Origin of the sequence: Virgisporangium aurantiacum (assembly GCF_016863635.1) — a bacterium.
GTDB classification, from domain to species: domain Bacteria; phylum Actinomycetota; class Actinomycetes; order Mycobacteriales; family Micromonosporaceae; genus Virgisporangium; species Virgisporangium aurantiacum.
The window spans coordinates 25,666-51,880 of record NZ_BOPG01000008.1; the positions used below are offsets into that span (position 1 = coordinate 25,666).

The following is a 26,215-nucleotide window of genomic DNA, read 5'->3' on the forward strand; positions in this document are numbered from 1 at the left end:
GGCCGCGCAGACGCTCCGCCGCCAGCCCAGGGGCGTCCAGATCGCGGTCGCCGCCGGCGTCGCGCTGGTGCTCGTGATCGGCCTCATCGGCGTCATCGCGCTGTGGCCGGGCGGCAGCAGCGGGCACGCGCGGGCCACCGGCTCGCCCACGCCGTCGGGCCCGGCGTTCGCGACGCAGGAGTACCACGACTCGCGCGGCTTCACGGTCAACGTCCCGAAGGACTGGACCCAGCGGAAGCCGACGAACGGCTCCTACATCGACTACCTCGACCCGCAGGACAACAACCGCCGGATCCGGTTCAACATCGAGCCCACCGGCGGAACGGCGGCGAGCTTCGCGGGCGTCGCCGAGGGCTACCTCAAGAACAACACGGGCTCGTGCGAGGCGCCGTACCAGCGCGTCGGCCTGCGCGACAGCGCCGACATCAAGCTCGCCGGCCAGGGCGCGGCCGAGCTCGAGTACACCTGCGGCAACGGCGCCACCGCCCGGCACGGCATCTGGCGGTTCACCGTCCAGAACGGCAAGGTGTTCCACTTCTTCCTGACCGTCCCCGGCGGGAAGTTCGCCGACAGCAAGGCAATCTACGACGAGATGGTGCGGTCGTACCGCCTCGGAAGTTGACCGTGGATCTCCGTTCCGCCGCCGACCGGTGGCTCTCCGACGACCCCGATCCGGCCAGCCGCGACGAGCTTCGCGCGGCCATCGCGTCCGGGAACGAAGCCGACCTCGCCGACCGGTTCGCCGGGCCGCTGCGGTTCGGCACGGCCGGCCTGCGTGGCCCGCTGCGGGCCGGGCCGAACGGCATGAACCGGGCCGTCGTGCGGCAGGCGGCGGCGGGGCTGGTGGCCTGGCTCGCCGCCCGCGGCGTCGAGGGTCCGCTGGTGATCGGGTTCGACGCGCGGCACGGGTCCCGTGAGTTCGCCGCCGAGACCGCGCGCGTCGCCACCGGAGCGAAGCGGGCGGCGCTGGTGCTCCCCCGGCCGCTGCCGACGCCGGTTCTCGCCTACGCGGTGCGCACGGTGGGCGCCGCGGCCGGCGTCATGGTGACGGCGAGCCACAACCCGCCCCAGGACAACGGCTACAAGGTCTACCTGGCCGACGGCGCGCAACTGGTGCCGCCCGCCGACGCCGAGATCGAGGCGGCCATCCGGGCGGTCGGCCGGCTGTCCGAGGTGCCGCTGGGCGACGAGGGCGAGGTCGTCCCGGAGTCTCTGATCGAGGCGTACGTCGCCGCGGTGGCGGCGCTGGTGGGCGACGGTCCGCGTGCTCTCACCGTCTCGTATACGCCCTTGCACGGTGTCGGCGCGCCTGTGCTCGCCGCGGCGCTGGAGAAGGCCGGGTTCGCGGCGCCGGCAACCGTGCCGGAGCAGGCCGAGCCCGACCCCGACTTCCCGACCGTGGCGTTCCCGAACCCGGAAGAGCCCGGCGCGATGGACCTGGTCACGGCGCTCGCGTCGAAGACCGGCGCCGACCTGGCGATCGCCAACGACCCCGACGCCGACCGGTGCGCCGTCGCGATCCCGGCCGGCAGCGCCGGCACTGCCGGCTCCGCCGGCGAGGGCTGGCGGATGCTGCGCGGCGACGAGGTAGGCGCGCTGCTCGCCGACCACCTGATGCGGCGCGGCGCGGCGGGGCGCTACGCCACCACCATCGTGTCGTCGGCGCTGCTCAAGGCGTTGTGCGCCGCTCGTGGCCACGCCTACGGCGAGACGCTCACCGGGTTCAAGTGGATCGTGCGCGCCGGCGCCGACCTGGTCTTCGGGTACGAGGAGGCGCTCGGGTACTGCGTCGCCCCGTCGTTGGTGCTCGACAAGGACGGCATCTCCGCGGCGCTGCTGGTGTGCGAGCTGGCCGCCGGGTTGAAGGCCGAGGGGCGCACGCTCGCCGACCGGCTCGACGACCTCGCCCGCGAGTTCGGCGTCTACGCCACCGACCAGCTGTCGGTGCGGGTCACCGACCTCGCCGACATCACCCGGGCGATGGCCCGCATCCGCCGCCGGCCGCCGGCCTCGCTGCTCGACGAGCCGGTCTCGGACACCGACGACCTGCTGCCCGACGCCGACGTGCTGACGCTGCGCACGGCGAGCGCGCGGGCGGTGGTGCGCCCGTCCGGCACCGAGCCGAAGCTCAAGGCCTACCTGGAGGTCGTCGAGGACGTCGTCGACGGCGACGTTCCCGCCGCCCGGGAACGCGCTTCCGCTGCCCTGTCGGCGCTCCGCGCCGAGGTGGCGGCCGCGTTGGGCCTGATCAGCCCGTAGCTCTACTCGTGGAAACGGGGCATGCCGCCGAACTGGCGGTCGCCCGCGTCACCGAGGCCCGGCACGATGAACGCCTTGTCGTTCAGGCCCTCGTCGATCGACGCGGTCACCAGGCGCAACGGCAGCCCGGAGCCCTCCAGCCGCGCGACGCCCTCCGGCGCCGCCAGCGCGCACACGACGATGATGTCGGTGCAGCCCCGGTCGGCGATCAGCCGGCAGCAGTGCACCAGCGAGCCGCCGGTGGCGAGCATCGGGTCGAGCACCAGCACGGGCTTGCCGGCCAGGTCGGTGGGCAGCGACTCCAGGTAGGCGCGCGGCTCGAACGTCTCCTCGTCGCGGGCCAGCCCCACGAACCCCATCGACGACTCCGGCAACAGCGCCAACGCCGCGTCGGCCATGCCCAGCCCGGCCCGCAGCACCGGCACGAGCAGCGGCGGGTTGGCGACGCGGGCACCCTCGGTCGGCCCGACCGGCGTCATGATCGCGTACTCCTCGACCGGGAACAGCCGCGCGGCCTCGTACACGAGCATGGTGGTCAGTTCGTGCAGGGCTGCCCGGAACGACGCCGAATCGGTACGCGCGTCACGCATGTCGGTCAGCCGGGACCGGACCAGGGGGTGATCGACCACAAGAACGTCCACGGCGCTCAACCTACTGGAAAGCCGATAAGCTCGGCGCATGACGGCAACGGTGCCTCCCCTGGCCGAGGTCGCCCGGTCCACGACCGCGTTACGCGCGTTTCTGCACGGCCTGCCCGGTGTCGACCAGGTCGGTGCGGAGCAGCGGGCCGCGATGCTCGGTACCCGGTCGATCAAGACCACGTCCAAGGCGTGGGCGCTCGACCTCGCGATCCGCATGGTCGACCTCACCACGCTCGAAGGCTCCGACACGCCCGGCAAGGTCAAGGCGCTCTGTGCGAAGGGCCGGCGGCCCGATCCCACCGACGCAGACTGCCCGCCGGTGGCCGCGATCTGCGTGTACCCGTCGATGGTGGCCACGGCCGTCGAGGCGCTGCGCGGTAGCAAGATCCATATCGCGTCGGTCGCCACCGCGTTCCCGTCCGGTCAGGCGCCGCTGGAGATCAAGCTCGCCGACACCAGGGCCGCCGTCAAGGCGGGCGCCGACGAGATCGACATGGTGATCAACCGGGGCGCGTTCCTGTCCGGCCGCTACCTGGAGGTCTACGAGGAGATCGCGGCGGTCAAGGAGGCCTGCGGCTCCGCCCATCTCAAGGTCATCCTGGAGACGGGCGAGCTGGCCACCTACGACAACGTGCGCCGCGCGTCCTGGCTCGGCATGCTCGCCGGCGGCGACTTCATCAAGACGTCCACCGGCAAGGTGCAGCCCGCCGCGACGCTGCCGGTCACGCTGGTGATGCTGGAGGCGGTGCGCGACTTCAAGGCGCTCACCGGCACCACCATCGGCGTCAAGCCGGCCGGCGGCATCCGCACCGCGAAAGACGCGATCAAGTACCTGGTCATGGTCAACGAGACCGCCGGCGACGAGTGGCTGCACCCCGACAGGTTCCGCTTCGGCGCGTCGACGCTGCTCAACGACCTGCTCATGCAACGGGCCAAGATGGCCACCGGCCGCTACTCGGGCCCCGACTACGTCACCCTGGACTGATCATGGCCTTCGAGTACGCACCCGCACCCGAGTCCCGCTCCGTCGTCGACGTCCGCGAGTCCTACGGCCTGTTCATCGACGGCGCGTTCGTCGACTCCAAGGGCGGCGAGGCGTTCAAGACCGTCAACCCGGCCACCGAGGAAGTGCTGGCCGAGGTCACGGCGGCGGCGTCCGCGGATGTCGAGCTGGCGGTCGCGGCCGCGCGCCGCGCCTTCGAAACATCGTGGGGACGCCTACCAGCGCGCGATCGCGCGAAGTACCTGTTCCGGATCGCCCGGATCATCCAGGAACGCGCCCGCGAGCTCGCGGTGCTGGAGTCGCTCGACAACGGCAAGCCGATCCGCGAGTCGCGCGACGTCGACATCCCGCTCGTCGCCGCGCATTTCTTCTACTACGCCGGCTGGGCCGACAAGCTCCCGTACGCCGGTTTCGGGCCGTCACCGCGGCCGCTGGGCGTGGCCGCGCAGGTCATCCCGTGGAACTTCCCGCTGCTGATGCTGGCGTGGAAGATCGCGCCGGCGCTGGCCGCCGGCAACACGGTGGTGCTCAAGCCGGCCGAGACCACGCCGCTCACCGCGCTGCTGTTCGCCGAGATCTGCCAGCAGGCCGAGCTGCCGCCGGGCACGGTCAACATCATCACCGGCGCGGGCGACACGGGCCGGCTGCTGGTCGAGCACCCCGACGTCGACAAGGTCGCGTTCACCGGGTCCACCGACGTGGGCCGCCAGATCGCCCGGTCGGTGGCCGGCAGCCGCAAGAAGCTCACCCTCGAACTCGGCGGCAAGGCCGCCAACATCGTGTTCGACGACGCGCCGATCGACCAGGCGGTCGAGGGCATCGTCAACGGGATCTTCTTCAACCAGGGACACGTGTGCTGCGCCGGGTCGCGGTTGCTCGTCCAGGAATCGGTGGCCGAGGAGGTCCTGGATTCCCTGAAACGCCGGATGGCGCAGCTGCGCGTCGGCGACCCGCTCGACAAGAACACCGACGTCGGAGCGATCAACTCGGCCGCCCAGCTGGCCCGCATCAAGGAGTTGTCGGAGGCCGGGTCCGCCGAGGGCGCGGAGATCTGGTCGCCGCCGTGCGAACTTCCCGACCGGGGCTTCTGGTTCGCGCCGACGATCTTCACGGGCGTCTCGCAGGCGCACCGCATCGCGCGCGAGGAGATCTTCGGACCGGTGCTGTCGGTGCTCACGTTCCGCACGCCCGCCGAGGCCGTCGAGAAGGCCAACAACACGCCGTACGGCCTGTCGGCCGGCGTGTGGACGGAGAAGGGCTCCCGCATCCTGTCGATGGCCGACAAGCTGCGGGCCGGCGTGGTGTGGGCGAACACGTTCAACAAGTTCGACCCCACGTCGCCGTTCGGTGGGTACAAGGAGTCGGGTTACGGGCGCGAGGGCGGCCGGCACGGGTTGGAGGCCTACCTTGCCTGAGTCGGTCCGTCTTGCTGTTCGCAAGACCTACAAACTGTTCATCGGTGGGGCGTTCCCCCGGAGCGAGTCGGGGAGGTCGTATCCGGTGCGGTCGGCGGCAGGCGACTTCGTGGCGAACGCTGCTCTCGCGTCCCGTAAAGATGTTCGCGACGCGGTGCGCGCGGCCCGGGCGGCCTCTTCCGGCTGGGCCAGGGCGACGGCCTACAACCGCGGCCAGATCCTCTACCGCGTGGCCGAGCTGCTCGAGGGCCGGCGCGAGCAGTTCGTGGCGTACGGCGTGCCGGCGGCCACGGTCGACGAGGCGATCGACCGGTGGGTCTGGTACGCCGGCTGGTCCGACAAGATCGCCACGGTCTACGGCGGGGCGAACCCGGTGGCCGGCCCGTACTTCAACATCTCGGCGCCGGAGGCCACCGGCGTGGTGGGCGTGGTGGCGCCGGCCGACCCGTTGCTCGGGCTGGTGAGCGTGGTGGCGCCGGCGATCGTCACCGGCAACACGGTGGTGGTGCTCGCCGCGGAGGAGAACCCGTTGCCGGCGGTGACGCTGGCCGAGGTGCTCGCGACGTCCGATCTCCCGGGTGGCGTGGTGAATCTGTTGACGGGCCGCGTCGCCGAGATGGCGCCGTGGCTGGCGTCGCACATGGACGTCAACGCGCTCGACCTGGCCGGCGTGGAAGACGCGTCGCTCGCCGCTGACCTGGAGCGCGACGCCGCCGAGAACCTGAAGCGCGTCCTGCGCCCGGCGCCCGTCGACTGGTCCGACGACCCCGGTACCGGGCGCATGACCGCCTTCCTGGAGACCAAGACGGTGTGGCACCCCAAGGGGGTGTAACGAGACGCAGCTCGCCCGGCTAGGGTGGTCATCGCTTTGTAGCGACGTATGCCAACCCGGAGGTCGACGTGGCCCGCCAGCGGTCCGGATCGAGCAGCTCCCGCAACACTGGCCCCCGCGGGGCACGGCCGGCTTCCAGCCGACCGGCGGCGAAAGCCACCGGTAAGCCCCCGGTCGAGCCGGTCGACCCCGTCGACCCGACGACAGCCGACGCCGCGGGCGAGACCCCCGCGGCCACGGTCGCCCCCGACCCGGCCTCTCCCGCCCCTGCTTCCCCCGGCCTCGAGCCGGTGGCGGGCGCCGAGCCTGCCGGGGCCGAACCGGCCGACGCCGAACCGGCCGACGCCGAACCGGCCGACGCCCAACCCTCGGACGCCGCTGCCACCAGCGCCCCGGCCAAGCGGACGCCGGCCCGCAAGACCACCCCGAGAAAGGCCGCTCCGGCGAAGAAGACCACGCCAGCCGTGGGGCAGGCAATGCCGTCCACGGCGAAGAGCACGCCGGCCAGGGCCGCTGGCACCGCGGCAGCGAAAGCCGCGCCCGGCACCGCCGCTGCGAAAGCCGCACCTGGCGCCGCATCGGGCACCGCGCCCGGCACGGCCGCGAAGGCCGCGCCTGGCACCGCATCGGGCACCGCCGCGAAAGCCGCACCTGGCACCGCCGCGAAGGCCGTGTCTGGCACCGCAGCTGGCGCCGCCGCCGCGAAGGCCGCGCCGCCGGCAAAGGCCGCACCCGTGAAGCGGGCTCCCGCCGCCCGGAAGACGACTCCCGCGAAGAAGGCCACGCCTCCCCCGCCACCCGTGGTGGACGAACCGGTCGACCTCGAACCGGTCACCGTGGAGCCGGTCGATGTCGAGCCCGTCGATGTGACGCCGGTCGACGTCGAGCCCGCCGAGGTCGCGAAGCCGGCCGACGCGCCGGTGGCGGCCACGAAGCCGGCCCTCCGCAAGCAGGACTCGGTGGTCGAGGCCCCGCCCGAGCTGGAAGACATCGACGACGAGGTCGACATCGATCCGGTCGAGGCCGACGTCGAAGCCGACGAGGCCGACGAAGCCGAGCTCGACGAGGAGGATCCCGAACTCGCGGCGGCCGCCGCCGAGTTCTGGTCGGACGTCAAGGTCGCGCCGGTGGAGCTGGCCCTGCCCAAGGGCGTCGGGTACACGCTGCGGGCCTACCGGATGTCCGACGAGCTCGCGGCGGTCGAGGTCGACGAGCGTGAAGACGAGTTCGCCGGTTTCCTCGACGATGAAGACGAGGCCGATTCCGACCTCGTCGCGGAGGAGGAACTGGTCGCCGCCCTCGGTCTGGAGGCCGGTCCGGTCACGAAGACCCGCACCAAGAGCGACCGCGACGACGACCTCGACTACGACGACGATGCCGACGAGGACGACGACGACGACCTCGACGACGAAGACGAGGACGACGACGACATCGACGCGGAAGCGGACGATGACGACGATGAAGACGACGAAGACGAAGACGATGAGGACGAAGACGAGGACGACGAGCCGACCGCGTCCGACGATTCCGATGACGACGACGCTGACGACGACGAGGACGATGACGACGTCGAGGTGAAGCCCGCCGCGGAGGAGGTTCCGGTCTTCCTCGGCCGGCGCGGCAAGGTCTTCGTCTTCAGCACCGCCGACCAGCTCGTCGAGTACGTCAAGGCCAGCGACGACCACGATCTCGCTCAGCTCGACACCTGGGCCGACCTACGCGAGCGGATCACGGCCGACCACATCGTTCCCGACCCCGCCGACAAATACGAGCTCGACCTCGTCGTCGACAATCTTCGCGGCGGAGCGGACTCGCTCGATTACACGCTGTTGATTCAGGCCGGCGAGATCACCCGTGACATCGCGTACGCCACCCGGCTCGAAGCGGTCATCACCGCACTCGGCCCGGGAACGCCACTCGACGATCTCGACGAAGCGGTGCGCAAGGCCGATAGCAGTGGCGGAATTCGTGGCTTCTTCGCACGGCGCAAACTGCGAAAAATCGTCACGCAACAGACCGCGCTAGGCTGGCGCACGATAATTGGCAAGATCTCATCGGTCGTGGACTGGCGCGAGTGACCCCTAACCAGGGAGCATCATTCGGTGAGCATGCCATTGCGCCGTAACGGGTGATCGTCAGCAGGGTCACAACCGTGAATAGTGGCTGTTGTTTGGCCCTGCCTCCTGGGTAGGCCTGGTTGGTGGGGGGACGCACCGGCCAGGTTGAAAGAGCTCATGCACTCGGTCCCGGGAGGAGGAGCACGCGGTGACGCTCGTTCGGGTCTACTGCGGACTGGCGTCGGCAGACGGTCCTGCGCTCGCACCGGAGGCGCAGAACTGGTTGACGGTCTCGATCGTCGACGACGCCGGCCGGCTGCTCGACATATGCGAGATCACCGACGACCCCGGCGGGTACGCGGAGTTGTGTGCTCTGTTCGCCCAGCGGGGTGATGGTCCGGCAGCGGTGGCGGTCGCTACTGCCAACAACGATCATGCCGTCACCCAGTTACTCACCGCCGCCGGCCGTTACATGGCCTACGCCGGTCCCGACTCGGCCGACGACTTCGCCGAGCGGTTCGCCGACGACGGCTCGCCCGACGAGATCCGGTCCGGCCCGGCGGAGCGCCGGGCGATCGGGCTGGCGCGCGCGTTGCAGGCCGGCGTGCTGCAGGCCGTCCCCCAGGCCACGCCGCCGGAGATGTTCAACCTCAAGCCATTGCTCACGGCGCACGCCGCGATCGTCACCGGCCGGCAGCAGGCGGCCGGAACGCTGCGCGAGGTGCTCCGCGAGTTGTACCCGGCCGCGCTGCGCGCCTATGCCGACCCGGCCGAGCCGGTGTCGCTCGCGGTGCTGCAGGCCCTGCCGGAGCCCAGCCAACTCGTCAACGCCTCGGCCGGACGGGTGCAGGAAGGCGAGGTCGTCGCCGCACTCGTCGACGCGGGGGTCGCCGAGCGGGAGATCCTCGACGAAGCTGTTACCGCGCTGCGGGTCGCGATCGCCGAGACGCCCCGGCGCGCCGGTGTCACCCGCGCCATGACCTCGGCGGTGGCCGAGACCGTCAAGCAGGCGGTTGCCTCGGTCCGCTGCTTCGACGGCGCCAGCGAGGCGCTCGTCGGCGTCATCGCCGACCGGATGGCCCCGCCGGTGCGTCCGGTGGAGCAGCCGGCCTACGAGGCCCCCCGGCACCTCGGCGCCGGGTTCGGCGCGCCGCAGGCGCCGGCTCAACCGCCGCCGCTGCGGGTCGTGTCGAACGGCTTCGGCAACGGTCACAGCAACGGGAACGGCAACGGCAACAGCGGCCTGGGCGAGACGGCTCCGTACCAGCCCGAGCCGGTGTCGCCGGCCCCCTATCAGCCGGCCGCGTCGTTCCCCGGCTCCGGCATGATCCAGGTGCCGGCTGCCCGTCCGGTCGACCCCGGTAACAACGAAGAGCGCGGCCAGCCGACCACCGAACTGCCCCGGCGGCCCGTCCCGTCGTCGATGCCCACGGCGATCCCGCCGAGCACGCGGCAGAGCCGGCCGGCGTTCGGGTCCGACAACACCTCGACGTTCGCGGGGCAGTCGACCTTCGGGTCCGACAACACGTCGACGTTCGCCGGGCAGCCGAACAGGTCCTTCGGGTCCGACAACACGTCCACGTTCGCGGGGCAGCCCACCTACGGCTCCGACAACACCTCGACGTTCGCGGGACAGCCGACCTACGGGTCCGACAACACGTCCACGTTCGCCGGGCAACCCGCCACCGGGCAGTTCCCGGCGATACCGCAGCCGCCCGCGCCGTTCAGCCAGGTGACCACCGACGAGCGGTTCGGCGCGCAACCGCCGGCACACCACCAGCCGTCGCCGCCGATGCCGCGGCTCTCGCCCGAGGTGCACGCACCCGGGTCACGCGGCAACTGGCCGCTCAACGGCGAGCCAGACGAGGAGGCCAGCGGCTCGTACCCGTTGGTGTCCGGTACCGGTGCCGCCGACGTACCGCGTCAGCGCGAGGGACGCGTCAAGCCGCCGTGGCAGTCCGACGACCTGCCGGTCGAGCCGCCGACCCTGCGCCTCGTCGAGCCGGCCCCGCTGGCCGATCCCGCGTTGTCGGGCAACCGCCCGCTCAACGACCCTCACGACGACCGGTTCGACCCGCCGACGCTGCGGCTCGTGCCGTCCGCCTCGGAGCAGGCCAACCGGCACACCCGGGTGTCCGCCAGCGCCAGCGTCGGTGTCGACCACCTGGGTGAGGCGCCGGTTGAGACCAACGCCGACGACGACGATCTGCTGATCTTCGCGGCCTGCCGGTCGGCGTGGTTCATCGACGGCACCGAGGCCGAAGAGGAACGCGAGTGGGTCACGGCGGCCGACACGGGCTGGGAGGCGGCGTCGCAGGCGGCCCGCCCGGCCGTCGGCGCCGAGACCACAGCCGGCCTTCCGCGCCGGGTTCCCCAGCGCAACCTGGTGCCCGGCTCGGCGGCGGCGTCCGCCACCCCCGAGATCGAGGAGCGGCCGCTGCGCATCGTGCGCGACGCCGCGGCGATCGCCGCCCACACCGGTGCCTACTTCAACGGCTACCGGCGCGGCCAGGAGGTCGGCGGGTTCTCGGTCGGCGGTCGTCCGGGCCGCGAGTCGTCGGTCGGCTGGGACTTCAGCCGCGACGCGTCCGGTGACGAGGAGTTCGCCGCCGCGCCGGTCAACGACTACGGTTACCGCTCGGCCCGTCGCTAGGATCCACGAACGCCGAAGCCCGGTCCCAGAAGGGACCGGGCTTCGTTTTTAGGCAATACGCGCGATTTGTCTCTCCTTGACTACGCGGCGTAACCGACCCCGGATAGCAATCGACGCGGGCCGGAGAGGGAGGCCCGCGTCGATTGAAGCGGCGTTTACGCCGGTGCTGCGGCCCGCGAGCGACGCATCGAGAGCACGTACTCGACGAGCGAGATCAGCACCTGCTTGGTCGACTCACGGCTACGCGCGTCGCACGGCACCACCGGGACGTCGGGCGAGACCGCGAGGGCCTCCCGCACGTCGTCGGCATTGTGGTACTGCACGCCGTCGAAGCAGTTGATCGCCACCAGGTACGGCAGCCGCCGGTGCTCGAAGAAGTCGATCGCGGCGAAGCAGTCGGCGAGCCGCCGGGTGTCGACCATGACGACCGCACCGATCGCGCCCCGCACCAGCTCGTCCCACATGAACCAGAACCGGGTCTGGCCGGGGGTACCGAACAGGTACAGGATGAGGTCGCGGTCGATGCTGATCCGGCCGAAGTCCATGGCGACGGTCGTCGTCAGCTTGCCGGGCACCTGACGGGTGTCGTCGACGCCGACACCGGCCGAGGTCATGATGGCCTCGGTCGTCAGCGGAGTGATCTCCGAGACCGAGCCCACAAGCGTGGTCTTACCCACACCGAATCCCCCGGCGATGACGATCTTCGCCGACGTGACCCGCCCGGAAGCCGGGCGAGCCATGTTAGAGCCTCCGAAGTCCACTGAGCACCCTCTCCAGCAATTCCGTGCCCACCGCCTCGTTGTCGTCCAACGAGGTCGGCTCATGTACTGAGACCAAGCCCTCCGCCGCCATGTCGGCGACGAGCACCCTGGCCACCCCAAGGGGAAGATGCAGCCGGGCGGAGATCTCAGCCAGTGACTGCACCCGGTTGTCACACATCGTTGCGATGTACTGCTGCTCCTGGCCCTGGTTACCACCGGGGCGAGAATTCGCGGTCCGCCCTCGCACCGTCGTCTCGATCAGCGCCTCGATGGCGATGTCGACCCGCGGCCGGGTGCGGCCTCGGGTGACGGCGTAGGGACGCACTAGAGCACCCGTCGGCTCATCCCGTTCGGCCATTTCGCCGTTCACCTCCCCACCAGCCCCGATCGTGGTAGTCAATGTCTACCGCTCAGCCCATCATGGACGCGGCCGGGCGGGGCGCTGGCGTCAGCGCGTCACCCACCCGGTCCACGAGCAGCGCCATCTCGTACCCGACCTGGCCCACGTCGCATGCGCGGGCGGCGAGCACCGCGAACGAGGAACCGTCGGAGATGGACATGAGGAAAAGGAACCCGTTGTCCATCTCCACGACCGTCTGCAGCACCGCTCCGCCTTCGAAGCAGCGCGACGCGCCCTGGGTCAGGCTGACCAGGCCCGAGGAGATCGCGGCGAGTTGGTCTGCCCGGTCGCGTGGCAGGTCTCGTGACGAGGCCAGGAGCAGCCCGTCTGCCGAGACCGCCACCGCGTGGGCCACACCGGGCACACGGTCGGCGAAGTTGGCCAGGAGCCAACCGAGGTCCTGCGTCGATGTCATGCTTCGCGCTCCTTGCCCTGCGGATTAGAAGGCCCGGCCTGCGTTGGTTGCGGGGTTCGTGAGTCGGTGGACGAGGGACTCTGCTGACTGCGCCCCCGCTGGACACCGCGGTGGTACGCGGAGAGCAGGCCACGCACTGCTTCGGGGCTGCGCCGATGCGCCGCCGTGGCGCCACGCTCGACGCCTCCCGGCACGAGCTGCGACATCGGCACCCGCTTCGGCAGGCCACCCTCCGTCAAGTTGAAGTCCCGCTCCTCACCGAGAGCCTCAGCCGCACGCCATCCGTCGTCGGCGGCTGTACGCCAGGTTACCGACTCCCCCGGCGTTGACCTATCGGTGGATGCCGATGCGGGCTCGCGCGTCTCGGCGGGCGGGGTGTTCGACGCCGCGGCGGGCGCCGGCGTGCGCGGCGGGAGCGGCGACGACGGCGTACGCGGCGGCAGTGGCGACGACGGCGTACGCGGCGGGAGCGGCGACGACGACGCACCCGACGGTGCACCCGCCGACGACGGCGACCACGGTGCGCCGGTCGGCGCTGCCGACGGCCCGGTGCCCCGGCTGGGAGCCGACATGGGACCGGAGGCCGGCGCACCCGTCACGGGTGGGCTGGACACCGGACGCGTCGGCGCGGGCGGGCCGCTGACCGAGCTGTCGGACGGCCGGGCCGGTGCCGACGTGCCACCGGTTGCCTCCGGCGTGGCGCCGTTGGAGCCGTTGGTGAGCGCACGCATCGGCGACGGCCGGCGGGTGCGGAACCAGGCCGACTCCACGTCCCGGAAGATGGGCGGAAGCTCCATCGTCTGGTCGGGACGCGGCAGCGCGGCGAGTTCGTCACCGGGCTGGCCCGGCTGACCGGACTGACCGTTGCCGGCGGGCGGCGGTGCCCAGTCGTCACGCACCCGTGGAATCTCGGCGGTCATGTCGAGCGCGGGCGAGTAACCACTGTCGTCGCGGGACGCCGGCGGCTGAGTGGGTGCACCGGAGCCCGAACCGCCGGGCGCGCGGGTACCCGGCGCACCGGGACCCGGGACCGGCGGCGCGGTCGGCGCACCGGACGCCGGCGGCCAGGCCGGCGGTGCTGGTTGCGCGGCGGCTGCCGGCTGGGCCGGCTGCGGCTGGCCACCCGACGGGCGGACCGGAAGCCCACCGGGACCGGACGTACCGGGACGCGACGGCAATCCACCGCTGGCCGGCGCGGCCGGGGCCGACGGACGGGACGGCAGCCCACCGGGCGCGCCACTGGTCGGGACCGCCGGCGTCGCCGGGCCGGACGGACGGGTCGGCAGCCCACCGGGACCACCCGCCGGCGGACCGGCCGGGGTCGTCGGACGGGTCGGCAGCCCGGCCGACTGAGCACCGGCCGCCTGCTGCGGCGGAAGATCGGCCGGCCGCTGGCGCGGGATCGCCCCACCGGGATCGGACGGCTCGTTCGGGGTGCCCCAGTTGTCGCCTGCGCGCCGCTGCGGCAGCCCCTGCTCGGGACCGCCCGGACCGCTACCCGGACCGTGAGTGCCGTTGCCGTTGGTGGCGGAGGACGCACCGGTCAGGTCGGACCACGGCGGAAGGCCACCACGACCACCACCCGCGGGCGCACCCGGCCGACCGGGACCACCCGGACCGCTGGGGGCACCGCTGGCTGCGGGCCGTTGGAAGGCCGAGGACGCCGGCGGCTGGCCGCCACCGAAGGCCGGTGGCTGCGCACCGGGGATACCCGGAGAGCGGCCGGCCTGCGGCTGCGCCGGCCCACCCGAGCTCGGAGCGAGCGGACGGGACGGGCTCTCGGGAGCGGACGGACCGCGACCGAGCGACGACGGACCCAGCGGTGACGGACCGGACCCGCGGGTCGGAGCCGTGGGGTTGCCCGGCGAGAACGCCGAACCGGACGCGAACGCCGACTGCGCGCGCTCGCGCGGCCCCACCGGCCGGTCGCCACCCTCGATCGACAGCGTGGACGGCATGCCCATCGCGGGACGCGACGGCGGCGGCTGCAGTGCCCGATCGGCACCGCCACCGACCACCGGCAGCTCGCCGGTGGCTCGGCCGCCGGCCAGCCGCTGCACCAGCACGCTCGCGGGCAACGTGATGTCGGCGACCGTGCCGCGCTCGCGGGCGGCACGCAGTTCGACGCGCACAGCGTGCCGGGCCGCCAGCCGGGCGACCACGACCAGGCCCATCATGCGGGAGACGGCCACGTCGACGGCGGGCGGGTTTCCGAGCTTCTCGTTGAGTTCGCGCAGTTGGTCGGGCGAGATGCCGATGCCGCGGTCCTCGACGAGGAGCACGCACCGCTCACCGACCCGGCGCGCCTCCACGACCACCGCGGAATCGGGCGGTGAGAACGCGGTGGCGTTGTCGAGCAGCTCGGCGACCAGGTGCACCATGTCGTTGACCGAGTGCGCGGCGATCTCGACGTCGCGGTCGATCATGCCGAACTCGATGCGGGTGTAGTGCTCCACCTCGGACTGGGCGGCACGCAGCACGTCCATCAGCGGGGCCGGCTCGCGCTGCACGCGCGAGGAGTCGGCACCGGCGAGAACCAGCAGGTTCTCGTCGTTCCGCCGCATTCGGGTGGCGAGGTGGTCGAGCTGGAACAGCTCGGCCAGCCGGTCGGGGTCTTCCTCGCCACGTTCCAACCGGTCGAGGTGACCGATGAGCCGGTCGACCAGGATCTGCGAACGGCGGGCGAGGTTGACGAACATCGTCGCGACGCTGGACCGCAGTTGCGCCTGCTCGGCGGCGGTTCGCACCGCTTCCAGGTGGACCGCGTTGAACGCCTCGGTCACCTGCCCGAACTCGTCGCGGCTGCGGACCGGCAGGGGTTCGGCGATCTGCCGCGCGATGTGGTCGGGCGAGGCACCGATGGCCAGCGAGGGTTCCCGCAGCCGGGCGACGGCCTGTGGGAGGCCGTACTGGGCGACGGTGAGCGCGCCGTGGCGCAGTTCACGCAGCGACCGCGCCATCGAGCGGGCCACCAACCAGGCGAACAGGATCGCCAGGAGCAGCATGCTCAGGAGCAGACCGGTCTGGACGAGCACCGTCTGGCGCAGGTCGTCACGCACGCCGGTGGCGGCGATCACGACCCGCTCGTCGAGCGTCAACTCGACCTCGCGGAGCAGGTTGACCTCGGTGGCGATCGCGGCGTCCCATTCGGGCGCGGCGAAGTTGGGACCGGTGCCGTTGGTGGCGCTCTCGATCTCGCCCTCGAACAGGAACGCCTTGCGCAGGTCGCTACCGGTGAGGGTCTGTGAGAGCAGTTCCCGCTCGGCCGCGGTGGAGGTCGCGTCGAACCGGTTGCTGGCCGCGTCCTCCGCTGCCTGGGCGTTGTCGTACTCGCGCCGTAGTGCCAGCGTGAGACCGTTGTCGCCGTTCGCCGTGCCACTCGCGAGCACACGGAGAATGACCACCCGCTCGTCGTTGATCGCCGTCTTACGGTCGCTGACCGCGGCGGCGGCCTGCTGGGCGGTGTTCAACTTCGAGTCGGTGGTGAGCCGGATGGCGGTCTCGCGCACCTGGGTGAGCTCGGAGATCACCGCGCGGTAGCTGGACGCGATCGTCGTCTGCGACAGGACGCTGACCTTCTTGACCTGCTCACGCAGGCCGCCGAGGTCGCCGAGGTACTCGTCGGCCTCGTTCAACGCCCGCTGCGGGTCACCGCCGAGGTCACCGACGGCGCGACGGCTCTGCTTGTACTGCGAGATCGCGTTGTCGGTGAGCGGGATCTGCTTGTCGTAGGACTCCTGCGTGGTGCCGCGCGTCGCCTCCGGGGAACCGACGAAGAGAACGCTCGCGGCGCGCTCGTTCTGCAGTTCCTGGATGACCGCGCCGGCCTGTAGTGAAAGCCGGGCGAGGGTGCGCGTGCGGTCGGCGTCGTTGGCGGAGGAGATGTTCTCGACCAGACCCGTGGTACCGACGACGATCGTGGCGATTGTCGGCACGATCATGATCAGGCCGAGTTTGGACCAGATGGGCAGGTCGCGGAGGCGGCCTACCGGCTTGCGCAGACGCGAGAACTTGGAGCCCTCCGTCGTTGGCCGTTCGCTCACCTCACCGCCCTCCGTAACGGGACCCGCACAATGGGCACCCGCGACCGTCCGACCCGATCAGGCCGAACCTCCGAGATTCCACCATGTCCGGTGCTCCAAAGAAAGCCCGTGCAAGGTGCGATCGTGTTTGTGGAGAGTCTGTCGGGTCGAGCGAACCGTTACCGTTCAGGCGGTTTGTCCCGCATTGAAGGCCGGCGAATCGTCCCAAACATCCCACTGCAAAGTCCTTAAATTGGACGAAAGCACCATATTGCCCAGCACCCAGCGTAAAGAACCGGCCAACCGGCTGATGCCGTACCCGCCGTATGTTGGCCCGATCCACCGGCTCGGCGTGGACAAAATGTGCGCTTTAACGACCCCGCGGCTGCCTAAGTAGCAATATCGATCCGGTCGATCAATTTGGCGTAAGCGGGTTTGATCACTTCATTGATCAACGCCAACCGTTCGTCGAACGGGATGAATGCGCTCTTCATGGCGTTGACGGTGAACCACTGTAGCTCGGCCCACCCGTAACCGAACGCCTCGGCGAGCAGAGACATCTCCTTCGTCATCGATGTGCCGCTCATCAGCCGGTTGTCTGTGTTGACGGTCACCCGGAACCGAAGATCACGCAGGAGCCCGATCGGGTGTTCCGAGATCGAGGCCGCCGCACCGGTCTGCACGTTCGACGACGGACATAGCTCCAGCGGGATCCGCTTGTCGCGAACATACGCCGCGAGCCGGCCCAACGACCGGTCGGCCTCCGCGATGTCGTCGACGATGCGCACGCCGTGCCCGAGCCGGTCGGCGCCGCACCACTGGATCGCCTGCCAGATCGACGGCAACCCGAACGCCTCACCGGCGTGGATCGTGAAGTGGAAGTTCTCCCGCTGCAGGTACTCGAACGCGTCGAGGTGGCGGGTGGGCGGGAACCCGGCCTCGGCACCCGCGATGTCGAAGCCGACCACACCGGCGTCGCGGTACCGCACCGACAGTTCGGCGATCTCCATCGAGCGCGCCGCGTGCCGCATCGCGGTGAGCAGCGTGCCGATGCGGACCGGCTGGCCGGCGAGGGCGGCCTGGGCCGAGCCGTCGGCGAACCCGGCCAGCACCGCCTCCACCACCTCCGGCAGCGTGAGCCCGCGGGTGAGGTGCTGTTCGGGCGCGAACCGCACCTCCGCGTACACCACACCGTCGGCGGCCAGGTCGAGCGCGCACTCCGCGGCCACCCGGTGCAGCGCCGACGCCGTCTGCATGACGCCGACGGTGTGCGCGAACGTCTCCAGGTACCGCACCAGCGAACCGCTGTCGGCGGCCGCGGTGAACCAGCCGCCCAGCTCGTCCGGGTCGGCCACGGGCAGTTCGTGGCCGATCTCCGCGGCCAGTTCCACCACGGTCGCCGGGCGCAGCCCGCCGTCGAGATGGTCGTGCAGAAGGGCCTTCGGCGCGCGCCGGATTTCCTCGTATGTGGGTGCCATGCAAGGACATTAGACCCGTCGGGAAGGATGGCCGGGTGGACCTTCGGATAGTCGCCCGGCTGCGTTGTCCGGTGTGCGGCGAGGCCATGGACCCGGCCGAATCCGTGCTGCGGTGCCGCGGCGGCCACAGTTTCGACGTCGCGAGGCAGGGCTACGTCGACCTCAGCGCCGGCCCGGTGACGCATCCCGGCGACACCACCGAGATGGTCGCCGCCCGCGAACGGGTGCTGGCCGCCGGTCACTTCGGCTTCATCACCGCCGGGCTGGCCGAGGCCACCGCCACCTACGATTCCGGCCTGATCGTCGACGTGGGCGCCGGCACCGGCGTCCACCTGAAATCGTTGCTCGAAGCCCGGCCCGACGCTCTCGGCCTGGCCGTCGACGTCTCGAAACCCGCGCTCCGGCGGGCCGCGCGCGCCCATCCGCGCATGGGCGCCGTGCGCGCCGACGCGTGGCGCGGTCTCCCGGTCGCCGATGGCGCGGCGTCCGTCGTCCTCAACGTTTTCGCGCCTCGTGCGGGCCGCGAGTTCGCCCGCGTTCTCCGACCGGGTGGACGCCTGGCAGTGGTGACACCGGCCCCCGATCACCTCCGCGAACTGGGCCTCGCGATCGGCGTCGATCCACGCAAGGAGGAGCGCCTCTTCGCCACCCTCGGCCCCTGGTTCGTCCGCGAACAGGACCACGAACTCCGGACGACCCTGCACCTCTCCGCCGCCGAAGCCCACGCCGTGGCCGGCATGGGCCCGGGCGCCTTCCACCACCCCACCCCGGCCTACGAAGGCCCGGTCACCGCGGCCGTCCACCTCTCGGTATGGCACCACGCCGAATGACCCCTCGGCCGGCCGGCAGAGCCGCAGATACTCGATCTCCGGCAGGGAGTGGGCACCGCCCGCGGCATCGTGGGCGACGTGTGCGACCAGAAGCCGCCGACGGGCGCGTGGTTGCCGCGCCAACGCCACGGTCAGGTCGTCGATTCCGACCAGCCGCTGCTGAAACGCCGCAACGACGAGCGCGGCCGCCTCATGGTCGGAGGCCGCCCACTGCGCGGCGTCGACGACCGCACGTCCGGCCACGGTGCACGGTGGCGAGGTCGCTCGATGGAGTTCGTCGGATCGGAGCAGTCGGGTGCGGTGAACCACCGCGAACGGCGGCGGGTCGTGGTCACGCAGGCGACCGGGCAGCAACGCCCCAGTGCGCCTGCCGCCACGTCCCGGTGACGAGACGGTGGCGGATGGCCCCGGAACTGAGCCAGCGCCCCGCCTGGCGTCTGCTGATGACTCCCTCCTGTTGGTACAGCAGGAGGTCGAGATCGCTGAGTGAGTCGAACGGGTTGCTCCGGAGAGGCCGGAAGCGCTGATCAGACGCTCAGGTCGATTTCCTCCCAGGCCAGCGGGGCGTCGTGGTACGGGCCGTGGAAGACGACCGCCCATTCCAGGGCCCAGCGCCGTTGGCCGATCGCGTTCGAGTCGACCTCGCCGGGCAGGGGGAGGTTGCGGCGCTCCGCCTCCAGGTAGGCCCAGTCGAGGCAGTAGTGCAGGTCGAGTTGGCTGGCCACCTCGCCGGGCTCGCGGGGGGCGGTCAGCGTGCGGCCGCGCCAGGACGCGAACGTCTCGCCCTCCGCCAGGTTGGGCAGGCGTTGCACCAGGCCGTTGGCCGACGCGCGGCACGGGTCGAGGTCGCGGGTCAGGCCCATCACCCAGCCCAGGGCGTACACGGCCTCCAGGTGCAGGGCGAAAGAAAACTGGTCGCCCTTGTCGGCGACCACGAAATGCCATTCCGGACGGGTGAGGCGTTCGACCAGGTGCGCGTCGAGCAACCACTCCATGGCCATCTTGGGCGGCATCCCGAAGCTGCGGGCCAACACGATGTTGAGCACCGCCACCCGCGCCTCGAGCTCGGCCCGTGGGCGCAGCTCCATCTCGTCGCCGGGATCCCAGACCATCGGGAAATTGTCCGCCGGCACCGGCAGGCCGAGCCGCTCCAGCACGCGAAGATTCGCCTCGCGGACGGGTAACGGGTCAGGCGCGGTGGCGGTCATAACGGGCCCTCATACCAAGAACTCTAACGACCGATCGGCGCAGCGACAACGATCAACTACTGAGGGTCACGATATGTGGGTTACGATTCAGTCCAACCGCTCCAGGACCAGCGGAGATGCGTCGGGCGCGGTATCGGAGATCGTCACTGCCGAGGCGGCGACCTCCAACGCCGACGGGATCCGGCCGGCCTCGTCGGCGCGCAGTTCCATCAGGACGTCGCCCGCGCGCACCGCGTCGCCCTGTTTCTTCCGCAGCATGACCCCGGCGGACGCCGACACCGGGTCCTCCTTGCGCGCCCGGCCCGCGCCCAGCCGCCAGGCCGCGACGCCGATCCCGTACGCATCGAGCGTCGTCACATAGCCGTCGCGGTCGGCGCGGACGACCTCCGTCTCCGGCGCCTGCGGCAGCTTCGCCGACGGGTCGCCGCCCTGCGCGGTGATCAGTTCGCGCCACGCGTCCATCGCGCGACCGTCGCGGAGCGCGTCGGCGGGGTCGACGCCGTCGATGCCGGCGGCGGCGAGCATCTCGCGGGCCAGCGCCAGCGTCAGCTCGACCACGTCGGCCGGGCCGCCGCCGGCCAGCACCTCCAGCGACTCCTCGACCTCGATCGAGTGCCCGGCGGCCAGCCCCAGCGGCGTGTTCATGTCGGTGAGCAGGGCCCGCGTGACCACCCCGTGCGCCTTGCCCAGGTCGACCATCGTGCGGGCGAGCTCACGTGCGTCCTCGATCTTTTTCATGAATGCGCCGGAGCCGAACTTCACGTCGAGGACGAGCGCGGCCGTGCCCTCGGCGATCTTCTTGCTCATGATCGAGCTCGCGATCAGCGGGATCGCCTCGACCGTTCCGGTGACGTCGCGCAGCGCGTACAGCTTGCGGTCGGCCGGCGCCAGCCCCTCGCCGGCGGCGCAGATCGCCGCGCCGACGGTCTGCAACTGGCGCACGAACTCGTCGTTCGACAGCTTCGTGCGGAACCCGGGGATCGACTCCAGCTTGTCGAGCGTGCCGCCGGTGTGGCCGAGGCCGCGCCCGCTGAGCTGGGGCACGGCGGCACCGCACGCGGCCACCAGCGGCGTCAGCGGCAGCGTGATCTTGTCACCGACCCCACCCGTGGAGTGCTTGTCGACGGTCGGCCGGTCCACTGTGGACAGATCGAGCCGCTCGCCGGACGCGATCATCGCCGCGGTCCAGCGGGCGATCTCGGCGCCGGTCATGCCGCGCAGCAGGATCGCCATCGCCAGCGCCGACATCTGCTCGTCGGCGACGACACCCTTCGTGTAGGCGTCGATCACCCAGTCGATCTGGTCGTCGGTAAGCGGTCCGCCGTCGCGCTTCGTCCGGATGACATCGATCACGTTCACGGCCGCACCTCGCTTCGCGAGGGGTGGCCTCCGCGGCGATCCGCTCGCTCCGCGAGCGCATCGCCGCTGCTGTGCTGAATGATGATCTCGCTCCGCTCGATCATGGGCGCCACTCTTCAGAAAATTCTTCGGGACGCGCACCAGCGCCGGCCCAGTACGTACGGCCCTCGCCGTCGATCACCACCACACGGGGCGTACGGGCCCGACCCCAGGCCACCGCCGCGGCCGTGTCGGGCCACACCGGACCCTCCTCGATCACCGACGCCGAGCCCTCCGGGTCGCCGGGCCGGCCGGCACTCCAGTAACCGGTCCACACCTGCTGGCCACCCGCGATGTCGGGGTGCAGGAACGCGGTGCCGCTGCCCACCCGGTTCGACAGCACGGCCGGCACCCGGCTGGTCGAGTCGACCGCCGGCTGCCCGACCTTGCCGAGGTCGATCTCGTCGAACGCGTACGGCAGCAGGTCTTCCATCGTCACCGGGCCGCTGACGTGGTCGACCAGCATCTTCGGCCCGCCGTGTTCCCACAGCAGTTGGCGGCAGCGGCCGCACGGCATCAGCGGTTCGCCGTTGCCGTCGACGCACGCCATCGCCACGAGCCGGCCGCCGCCGGACGCGTGCAGCGCCGACACCAGGCCGCACTCGGCGCACAGGCCCAGCCCGTACGACGCGTTCTCGACGTTGCAGGCGCTGAGCACCCGCCCGTCGTCGACCAGGGCGGCGACGCCCACCGGGAAGTTCGAGTACGGCGCGTACGCCCGCCGCATCGCTGCGACGGCCGCGGCGCGCAGGGCGACCCAGTCCGGACTCATGGATGTGATCGTAGACCCGTTCAAGATCAGGTCGAGCGTCTGTACGGAATTCCGTCGGCGGCCGGGGGCCGCAGCCGCTGCGCCGCCAGCGCCAGCACCACGAGCGTGGTGACGTGCGGCGTGAACTGCACGAACGGCACCGGAACCTGGTCGGTGAAGAAGTAGGAGATCGCGGCCAGCACCGAGAGCCCGATCGCCACCCCACCGATCACGAACTTGCGCCGGTACACCTGCCAGGCGCCGACCGCCAGCAGGATGCCCGAGATGAGCAGCAGCAGCGCGTGGATCGACGTCGTACCGCCGCGGAGCTGCAGCGCGTCGGTGTAGCCGAACAGCGCCGCACCGGCCGCGAGGCCACCCGGCCGCCAGTTGCCGAAGATCATCGCGGCCAGGCCGATGTACCCGCGGCCATTGGTCTGGCCCTCGCGGTAGATGTCGGCGGCGACCATCGACAGGAACGCGCCGCCGAGGCCGGCGATCGCGCCGGAGACGACCACCGCGTAGTACTTGTACAGGTAGACGTTGACGCCCAGCGTCTCCGCCGCGTGCGGCGCCTCGCCCACCGAGCGCAGCCGCAGGCCGAACGACGTGCGCCAGAGCAGGTAGAACGTGACGGGCACCAGCACCACGGCCACGATCGTGAGCACCGAAACGTCGGTGAGCAGGCCCCGGACGATCCCGGCCAGGTCGCTGACCAGGAACCAGTGCTTGCTCTCCAGCCCTTCGGTGAGCCAGGTGACGCCGGGCACCGACAGGTCGGGCGGCTGCTCGACCGACGGCGACTGGTTCACCCCGCCGCCCTCCTCGTTGGCGAACGTCAACGAGGACAGGTAGCGGGTGACGCCGAGCGCCAGGATGTTGATCGCGACACCGGACACGATGTGGTCGACGCCGAACGTCACGGTGGCGACGGCGTGCAGCAGACCGCCCAGCGCGCCACCGATCACCGCCGCGATCAGGCCGACGGCCCAGCCCCAGTTCAACGAGCCCCAGGCACCGAACCACGTCCCGAAGATCATCATGCCTTCGAGGCCGATGTTCACGACGCCCGCCCGCTCGGCCCAGAGACCGCCGAGGCCGGCGAGGCCGATCGGCACCGCGGCCTGCAACGCGGCGTGCGTGGCGCCGCTGGACGTCAGGTCGTTCGCGCCGGTCATGACGCGCACCAGCGACAACGCGATGACGCCGGCGAAGATCGCCCCGGACGTGATCAGCAGGATCATCGGCAGGCTCAGCCGCCGCTTCTTCGGCCCGGGGTCACCGGTGCCGGCCGCGGCACCACCCGGCGCCGGCGTGAGGAGCGAATCCGCGGTCATGCCACTTCCTCCTTGGCCGGCGACGTCGGCGGGGTCGGCGGAACCGCCGCCGTACCCGTCGACTCGCCGACCTGCTTCTGCTGGATCCGGCGACCGATGCGGGCGGCCAACTCGTACGCGACGACGACCGCCAGCACCACCGTGCCCTGCATGATCGTCACCGTCTCGCGCGGGATGTCGTTCAGGTCGAGGATCTGCGCGGAGTTCTCCAGCGCGCCCCACAGCATCGCGCCGAGGATCATTCCGATCGGATGATTGCGGCCGAGCAGCGCGATCGCGATGCCGGTGAACCCGTACCCACCGACGTTCTCGGCGACGGCGTGCGTCTGCCCGAGCAGTTCCGGCAGCCCGATCAGCCCGGCCACCGCGCCGGACAGCATCATCGTGACGACCACCATCCGCTTGGCGTCGACACCGCTGGCCACCGCGGCCGACGGGCTGTGCCCGGTGGCCCGCAGGTCGTACCCGAACCGGGTCCGCTCGATCATGAACCAGTACCCGACGCCGACCAGCGCGGCGATGATGCCGAACCCGAAGAACCGGGCGTTGGTGCCGGGAATCAGGAGGATGCCGGGGATCCAGGCGTCCTTCTCCAGGATCGGGGTGGTCACCGAGTTGCTGCCCGGCGCCCGCACTCCGAGCAGGTCGGTGGTGAGCAGCCAGGCGAACAGGCCACCGGCGATGAAGTTCAGCATGATCGTCGAGATGACCTCGCTGACGCCGCGGGTGACCTTGAGCAGGCCGGCGATGCTCGCCCACGCGGCGCCGACCACCATCGCGGCGAGGATCATCAGCACGATCCGCACCGGACCGGGCAGGCCCTGGGTGAACGACGCACCGCCGAGCGCACCGGCCAGCAGCACGGCGAGCCGGTACTGGCCCTCGATGCCGATGTTGAACAGGCCCATCCGGAACCCGATCGCGGCCGCGACCGCGCCGAGGTAGTAGTACACCGTCTTGTTCAGGATGCCGTTGATGGTTCCGGGGCGGGTGCCGTACTCCCACATCGCCTGGAACGTCGAGATGACCTCGTGGCCACCGAGCGTGAGCACCAGCGCCGAGACCAGCACCGAGATCAGCAGCGCGACGATCGGCGCCACGATCGGCGGGAGGATCCGCACCGGATCGAACCGGCCCTTCATGCCTGCTCCCCCTCGGTCTTCTTTTCCAGCGACTTTTCCAGCGACGGACCCGCGTGCACCGGGTCGTCGGTCGCGCCCGTCATCGCCAGGCCGAGCTGCTCGGGCGTCACCGCGGCCGGGTCGACGGTGGCGACGAACCTGCCCCGGTAGATCACCTGCAGGGTGTCGGACAGGCCGATCAGCTCGTCGAGGTCGGCCGAGATCAGCAGGACGCCCATGCCGGCCCGCCGGGCGGCCCGGATGTGGTCCCAGATCGCAGCCTGCGCGCCCACGTCGACCCCGCGCGTCGGGTGGGCCGCGATCAGCACCTTCGGCTCGTGGCTCATCTCCCGACCGACGATCAGTTTCTGCTGGTTGCCGCCGGACAGGGCGCCGGCCGAGACCTCGATGCCCGGCGTACGGACGTCGTACGCGGCGACGATGCGCTCGGTGTCGCGCCGGGCGGCCCCCGAGGTGATCAGGAACCCGTTCGAGTTCGGCGGCTCGGTCTGGTGGCCGAGGATCCGGTTCTCCCACAGGGGCGCGTCGAGCAGCAGGCCGTGCCGGTGCCGGTCCTCCGGGATGTAGCCGATGCCCTTGACCCGGCGCTGCCGGGTGCCCCAGGTGGTGATGTCGGCGTCATCGAGCGTCACGGTGCCGGTCGAGGCGCGCATGCCCATGATCGCTTCGACCAGTTCGGCCTGGCCGTTGCCCTCGACACCCGCGATGCCGAGCACCTCGCCGCGGCGGATCCGCAGGCTGACGTCGTCGATGATGGTGCGGCCGGTGTCGGTGTAGACCGACAGGTCGCGGACGTCGAGCACGACCTCGTCGGTGACCGTCGACTCGCGCGTCTCCGGGCTGGGCAGCTCGCTGCCGACCATCAGCGTGGCGAGTTCGCGCGCGGTGACGTCGCCGGGCTTCACCGAGGCGACCGTGGTGCCGCGCCGGATCACGGTGATCGCGTCGGCGACCGACAGCACCTCGTGCAGTTTGTGCGAGATGAAGATGATCGTGAGGCCGTCGCGGGTGAGCTGGCGCAGGTTGCCGAACAGCTCGTCGACCTCCTGCGGCACCAGCACCGCCGTGGGCTCGTCGAGGATGAGGATGTTGGCGCCGCGGTAGAGCACCTTGACGATCTCGACCCGCTGGCGGGCGCCGACGCCGAGCTCTTCCATCAGCGGGCCGGGGTCGACGCCCAGGCCGTACTGCGCGGAGATCTCGCGGATCCGGTCGGCCGCCCGGCCGCCGATGCCGGCCACCTTCTCGGCGCCGAGAACCACGTTCTCCAGCACGGTGAGGTTGTCGGCGAGCATGAAATGCTGGTGCACCATGCCGATGCCGGCGGCGATCGCCTGCTGCGGAGTGTGCAGGGTCGACGTCTTCCCGTCGATGAGGATCTCGCCCTCGTCGGGGCGGTACATCCCGTACAGGATCTTCATCAGGGTGGACTTGCCCGCGCCGTTCTCGCCGACGATGGCGTGGATGGTGCCCCGGTCGACCCGGAGGTGGATGTCGGAGTTCGCCACGACGCCGGGAAAGCGTTTGGTGATGCCGCGCAGTTCAACCGCTACGCGCCCAGCCGAGGGGTCGCCGGGTGATTCGGCCATCTGTCACTCCAGGGCAGGGGGCGA

The 26,215-nt window shown here is 71.2% G+C and carries 21 protein-coding genes; 9 read left to right on the forward strand and 12 right to left on the reverse strand.

The window, feature by feature from the left end:
* The first annotated feature begins 73 nt into the window (after positions 1-73).
* Positions 74-622: a serine/threonine kinase C-terminal domain-containing protein gene (locus Vau01_RS65670; protein ID WP_444546019.1), complete on the forward strand. Its 549-nt coding sequence runs from the start codon at positions 74-76 to the stop codon at positions 620-622.
* 2 nt (positions 623-624) lie between these two features.
* Complete coding sequence (locus Vau01_RS05380) at positions 625-2,259, forward strand: phospho-sugar mutase (protein ID WP_239151326.1); 1,635 nt, start codon at positions 625-627, stop codon at positions 2,257-2,259.
* A 2-nt stretch (positions 2,260-2,261) separates the two neighbouring features.
* On the opposite strand, the gene upp is transcribed toward Vau01_RS05380, so the two are convergent.
* The gene (gene upp, locus Vau01_RS05385) at positions 2,262-2,900 is read right to left on the reverse strand and encodes a uracil phosphoribosyltransferase (protein WP_203987949.1); all 639 of its coding nucleotides are present in this window, start codon (positions 2,898-2,900) and stop codon (positions 2,262-2,264) included.
* Between the two features lie 37 nt (positions 2,901-2,937).
* On the opposite strand from upp, the gene deoC reads away from it, so the two are divergent.
* From deoC to Vau01_RS05410, 5 genes are all read left to right on the forward strand, one after another.
* Entirely contained in the window at positions 2,938-3,885 is a 948-nt protein-coding gene (gene deoC, locus Vau01_RS05390) for a deoxyribose-phosphate aldolase (protein WP_203987951.1), read from the forward strand.
* A 2-nt stretch (positions 3,886-3,887) separates the two neighbouring features.
* Entirely contained in the window at positions 3,888-5,318 is a 1,431-nt protein-coding gene (locus Vau01_RS05395; protein WP_203987954.1) for an aldehyde dehydrogenase family protein, read from the forward strand.
* A complete protein-coding gene (locus Vau01_RS05400) occupies positions 5,311-6,150 on the forward strand; it encodes an aldehyde dehydrogenase family protein (RefSeq protein ID WP_203987956.1) in 840 nt (279 codons plus the stop codon). Before Vau01_RS05395 ends, Vau01_RS05400 begins: the two co-directional genes overlap by 8 nt.
* 68 nt (positions 6,151-6,218) lie before the next feature.
* Positions 6,219-8,228, forward strand: coding sequence for a SatS C-terminal domain-containing protein (locus Vau01_RS64530; protein ID WP_275423917.1), 2,010 nt, complete (start codon positions 6,219-6,221; stop codon positions 8,226-8,228).
* Positions 8,229-8,415: 187 nt separating this feature from the next.
* Positions 8,416-10,860, forward strand: coding sequence for an atrophin-1 family protein (locus Vau01_RS05410; RefSeq protein ID WP_239151327.1), 2,445 nt, complete (start codon positions 8,416-8,418; stop codon positions 10,858-10,860).
* Positions 10,861-11,015: 155 nt separating this feature from the next.
* Here Vau01_RS05410 and Vau01_RS05415 read toward each other — a convergent pair whose 3' ends face one another.
* The 5 genes from Vau01_RS05415 to Vau01_RS05435 all read right to left on the reverse strand — a co-directional run bounded on the left by Vau01_RS05415 (position 11,016) and on the right by Vau01_RS05435 (position 17,936).
* On the reverse strand, positions 11,016-11,600 hold the full coding sequence (locus tag Vau01_RS05415; RefSeq protein ID WP_203930224.1) for a GTP-binding protein: 585 nt from the start codon (positions 11,598-11,600) through the stop codon (positions 11,016-11,018).
* Between the two features lies 1 nt (position 11,601).
* Positions 11,602-11,979 carry a DUF742 domain-containing protein gene (locus tag Vau01_RS05420; protein WP_203988086.1) on the reverse strand — a complete coding sequence of 126 codons (378 nt, stop codon included), beginning with the start codon at positions 11,977-11,979 and terminating at the stop codon, positions 11,602-11,604.
* A gap of 52 nt (positions 11,980-12,031) precedes the next feature.
* On the reverse strand, positions 12,032-12,436 hold the full coding sequence (locus Vau01_RS05425) for a roadblock/LC7 domain-containing protein (RefSeq protein WP_203930225.1): 405 nt from the start codon (positions 12,434-12,436) through the stop codon (positions 12,032-12,034).
* Positions 12,433-16,479: a sensor histidine kinase gene (locus Vau01_RS05430; protein ID WP_203987958.1), complete on the reverse strand. Its 4,047-nt coding sequence runs from the start codon at positions 16,477-16,479 to the stop codon at positions 12,433-12,435. Before Vau01_RS05430 ends, Vau01_RS05425 begins: the two co-directional genes overlap by 4 nt.
* Positions 16,480-16,847: 368 nt before the next feature.
* Positions 16,848-17,936 carry an adenosine deaminase gene (locus tag Vau01_RS05435; RefSeq protein ID WP_203987960.1) on the reverse strand — a complete coding sequence of 363 codons (1,089 nt, stop codon included), beginning with the start codon at positions 17,934-17,936 and terminating at the stop codon, positions 16,848-16,850.
* A 35-nt stretch (positions 17,937-17,971) separates the two neighbouring features.
* On the opposite strand from Vau01_RS05435, the gene Vau01_RS05440 reads away from it, so the two are divergent.
* A complete protein-coding gene (locus Vau01_RS05440; protein ID WP_239151328.1) occupies positions 17,972-18,766 on the forward strand; it encodes a putative RNA methyltransferase in 795 nt (264 codons plus the stop codon).
* Positions 18,767-18,844: 78 nt separating this feature from the next.
* The gene (locus Vau01_RS05445; RefSeq protein ID WP_203987962.1) at positions 18,845-19,153 is read left to right on the forward strand and encodes a hypothetical protein; all 309 of its coding nucleotides are present in this window, start codon (positions 18,845-18,847) and stop codon (positions 19,151-19,153) included.
* Between the two features lie 140 nt (positions 19,154-19,293).
* Here Vau01_RS05445 and Vau01_RS05450 read toward each other — a convergent pair whose 3' ends face one another.
* The 6 genes from Vau01_RS05450 to Vau01_RS05475 all read right to left on the reverse strand — a co-directional run bounded on the left by Vau01_RS05450 (position 19,294) and on the right by Vau01_RS05475 (position 26,191).
* Positions 19,294-19,974, reverse strand: a complete 681-nt coding sequence (locus Vau01_RS05450) for a DUF4272 domain-containing protein (RefSeq protein ID WP_203987963.1) — start codon at positions 19,972-19,974, stop codon at positions 19,294-19,296.
* Between the two features lie 87 nt (positions 19,975-20,061).
* Positions 20,062-21,333 (reverse strand): thymidine phosphorylase, encoded by a 1,272-nt coding sequence (locus Vau01_RS05455; protein ID WP_203987964.1) that lies wholly within the window; start codon positions 21,331-21,333, stop codon positions 20,062-20,064.
* 100 nt (positions 21,334-21,433) lie between these two features.
* Positions 21,434-22,144 (reverse strand): cytidine deaminase, encoded by a 711-nt coding sequence (locus Vau01_RS05460; protein WP_203987965.1) that lies wholly within the window; start codon positions 22,142-22,144, stop codon positions 21,434-21,436.
* 26 nt (positions 22,145-22,170) lie between these two features.
* Complete coding sequence (locus Vau01_RS05465; RefSeq protein WP_239151329.1) at positions 22,171-23,460, reverse strand: ABC transporter permease; 1,290 nt, start codon at positions 23,458-23,460, stop codon at positions 22,171-22,173.
* Positions 23,457-24,602: an ABC transporter permease gene (locus Vau01_RS05470; RefSeq protein WP_203987966.1), complete on the reverse strand. Its 1,146-nt coding sequence runs from the start codon at positions 24,600-24,602 to the stop codon at positions 23,457-23,459. Before Vau01_RS05470 ends, Vau01_RS05465 begins: the two co-directional genes overlap by 4 nt.
* Positions 24,599-26,191, reverse strand: coding sequence for an ABC transporter ATP-binding protein (locus Vau01_RS05475; RefSeq protein WP_203987968.1), 1,593 nt, complete (start codon positions 26,189-26,191; stop codon positions 24,599-24,601). The genes Vau01_RS05470 and Vau01_RS05475 overlap by 4 nt, the downstream gene beginning before the upstream one ends.
* Positions 26,192-26,215: the final 24 nt, after the last annotated feature.

Coding starts and splice junctions, on each gene's coding strand:
- deoC (WP_203987951.1), top strand. CDS start 2,938: ATGACGGCAACGGTGCCTCCCCTGGCCGAGGTCGCCCGGTCCACGACC.
- Vau01_RS05395 (WP_203987954.1), top strand. CDS start 3,888: ATGGCCTTCGAGTACGCACCCGCACCCGAGTCCCGCTCCGTCGTCGAC.
- Vau01_RS05415 (WP_203930224.1), bottom strand. CDS start 11,600: ATGGCTCGCCCGGCTTCCGGGCGGGTCACGTCGGCGAAGATCGTCATC.
- Vau01_RS05420 (WP_203988086.1), bottom strand. CDS start 11,979: ATGGCCGAACGGGATGAGCCGACGGGTGCTCTAGTGCGTCCCTACGCC.
- Vau01_RS05425 (WP_203930225.1), bottom strand. CDS start 12,436: ATGACATCGACGCAGGACCTCGGTTGGCTCCTGGCCAACTTCGCCGAC.
- Vau01_RS05435 (WP_203987960.1), bottom strand. CDS start 17,936: ATGGCACCCACATACGAGGAAATCCGGCGCGCGCCGAAGGCCCTTCTG.
- Vau01_RS05450 (WP_203987963.1), bottom strand. CDS start 19,974: ATGACCGCCACCGCGCCTGACCCGTTACCCGTCCGCGAGGCGAATCTT.
- Vau01_RS05460 (WP_203987965.1), bottom strand. CDS start 22,144: ATGAGTCCGGACTGGGTCGCCCTGCGCGCCGCGGCCGTCGCAGCGATG.
- Vau01_RS05465 (WP_239151329.1), bottom strand. CDS start 23,460: ATGACCGCGGATTCGCTCCTCACGCCGGCGCCGGGTGGTGCCGCGGCC.
- Vau01_RS05470 (WP_203987966.1), bottom strand. CDS start 24,602: ATGAAGGGCCGGTTCGATCCGGTGCGGATCCTCCCGCCGATCGTGGCG.
- Vau01_RS05475 (WP_203987968.1), bottom strand. CDS start 26,191: ATGGCCGAATCACCCGGCGACCCCTCGGCTGGGCGCGTAGCGGTTGAA.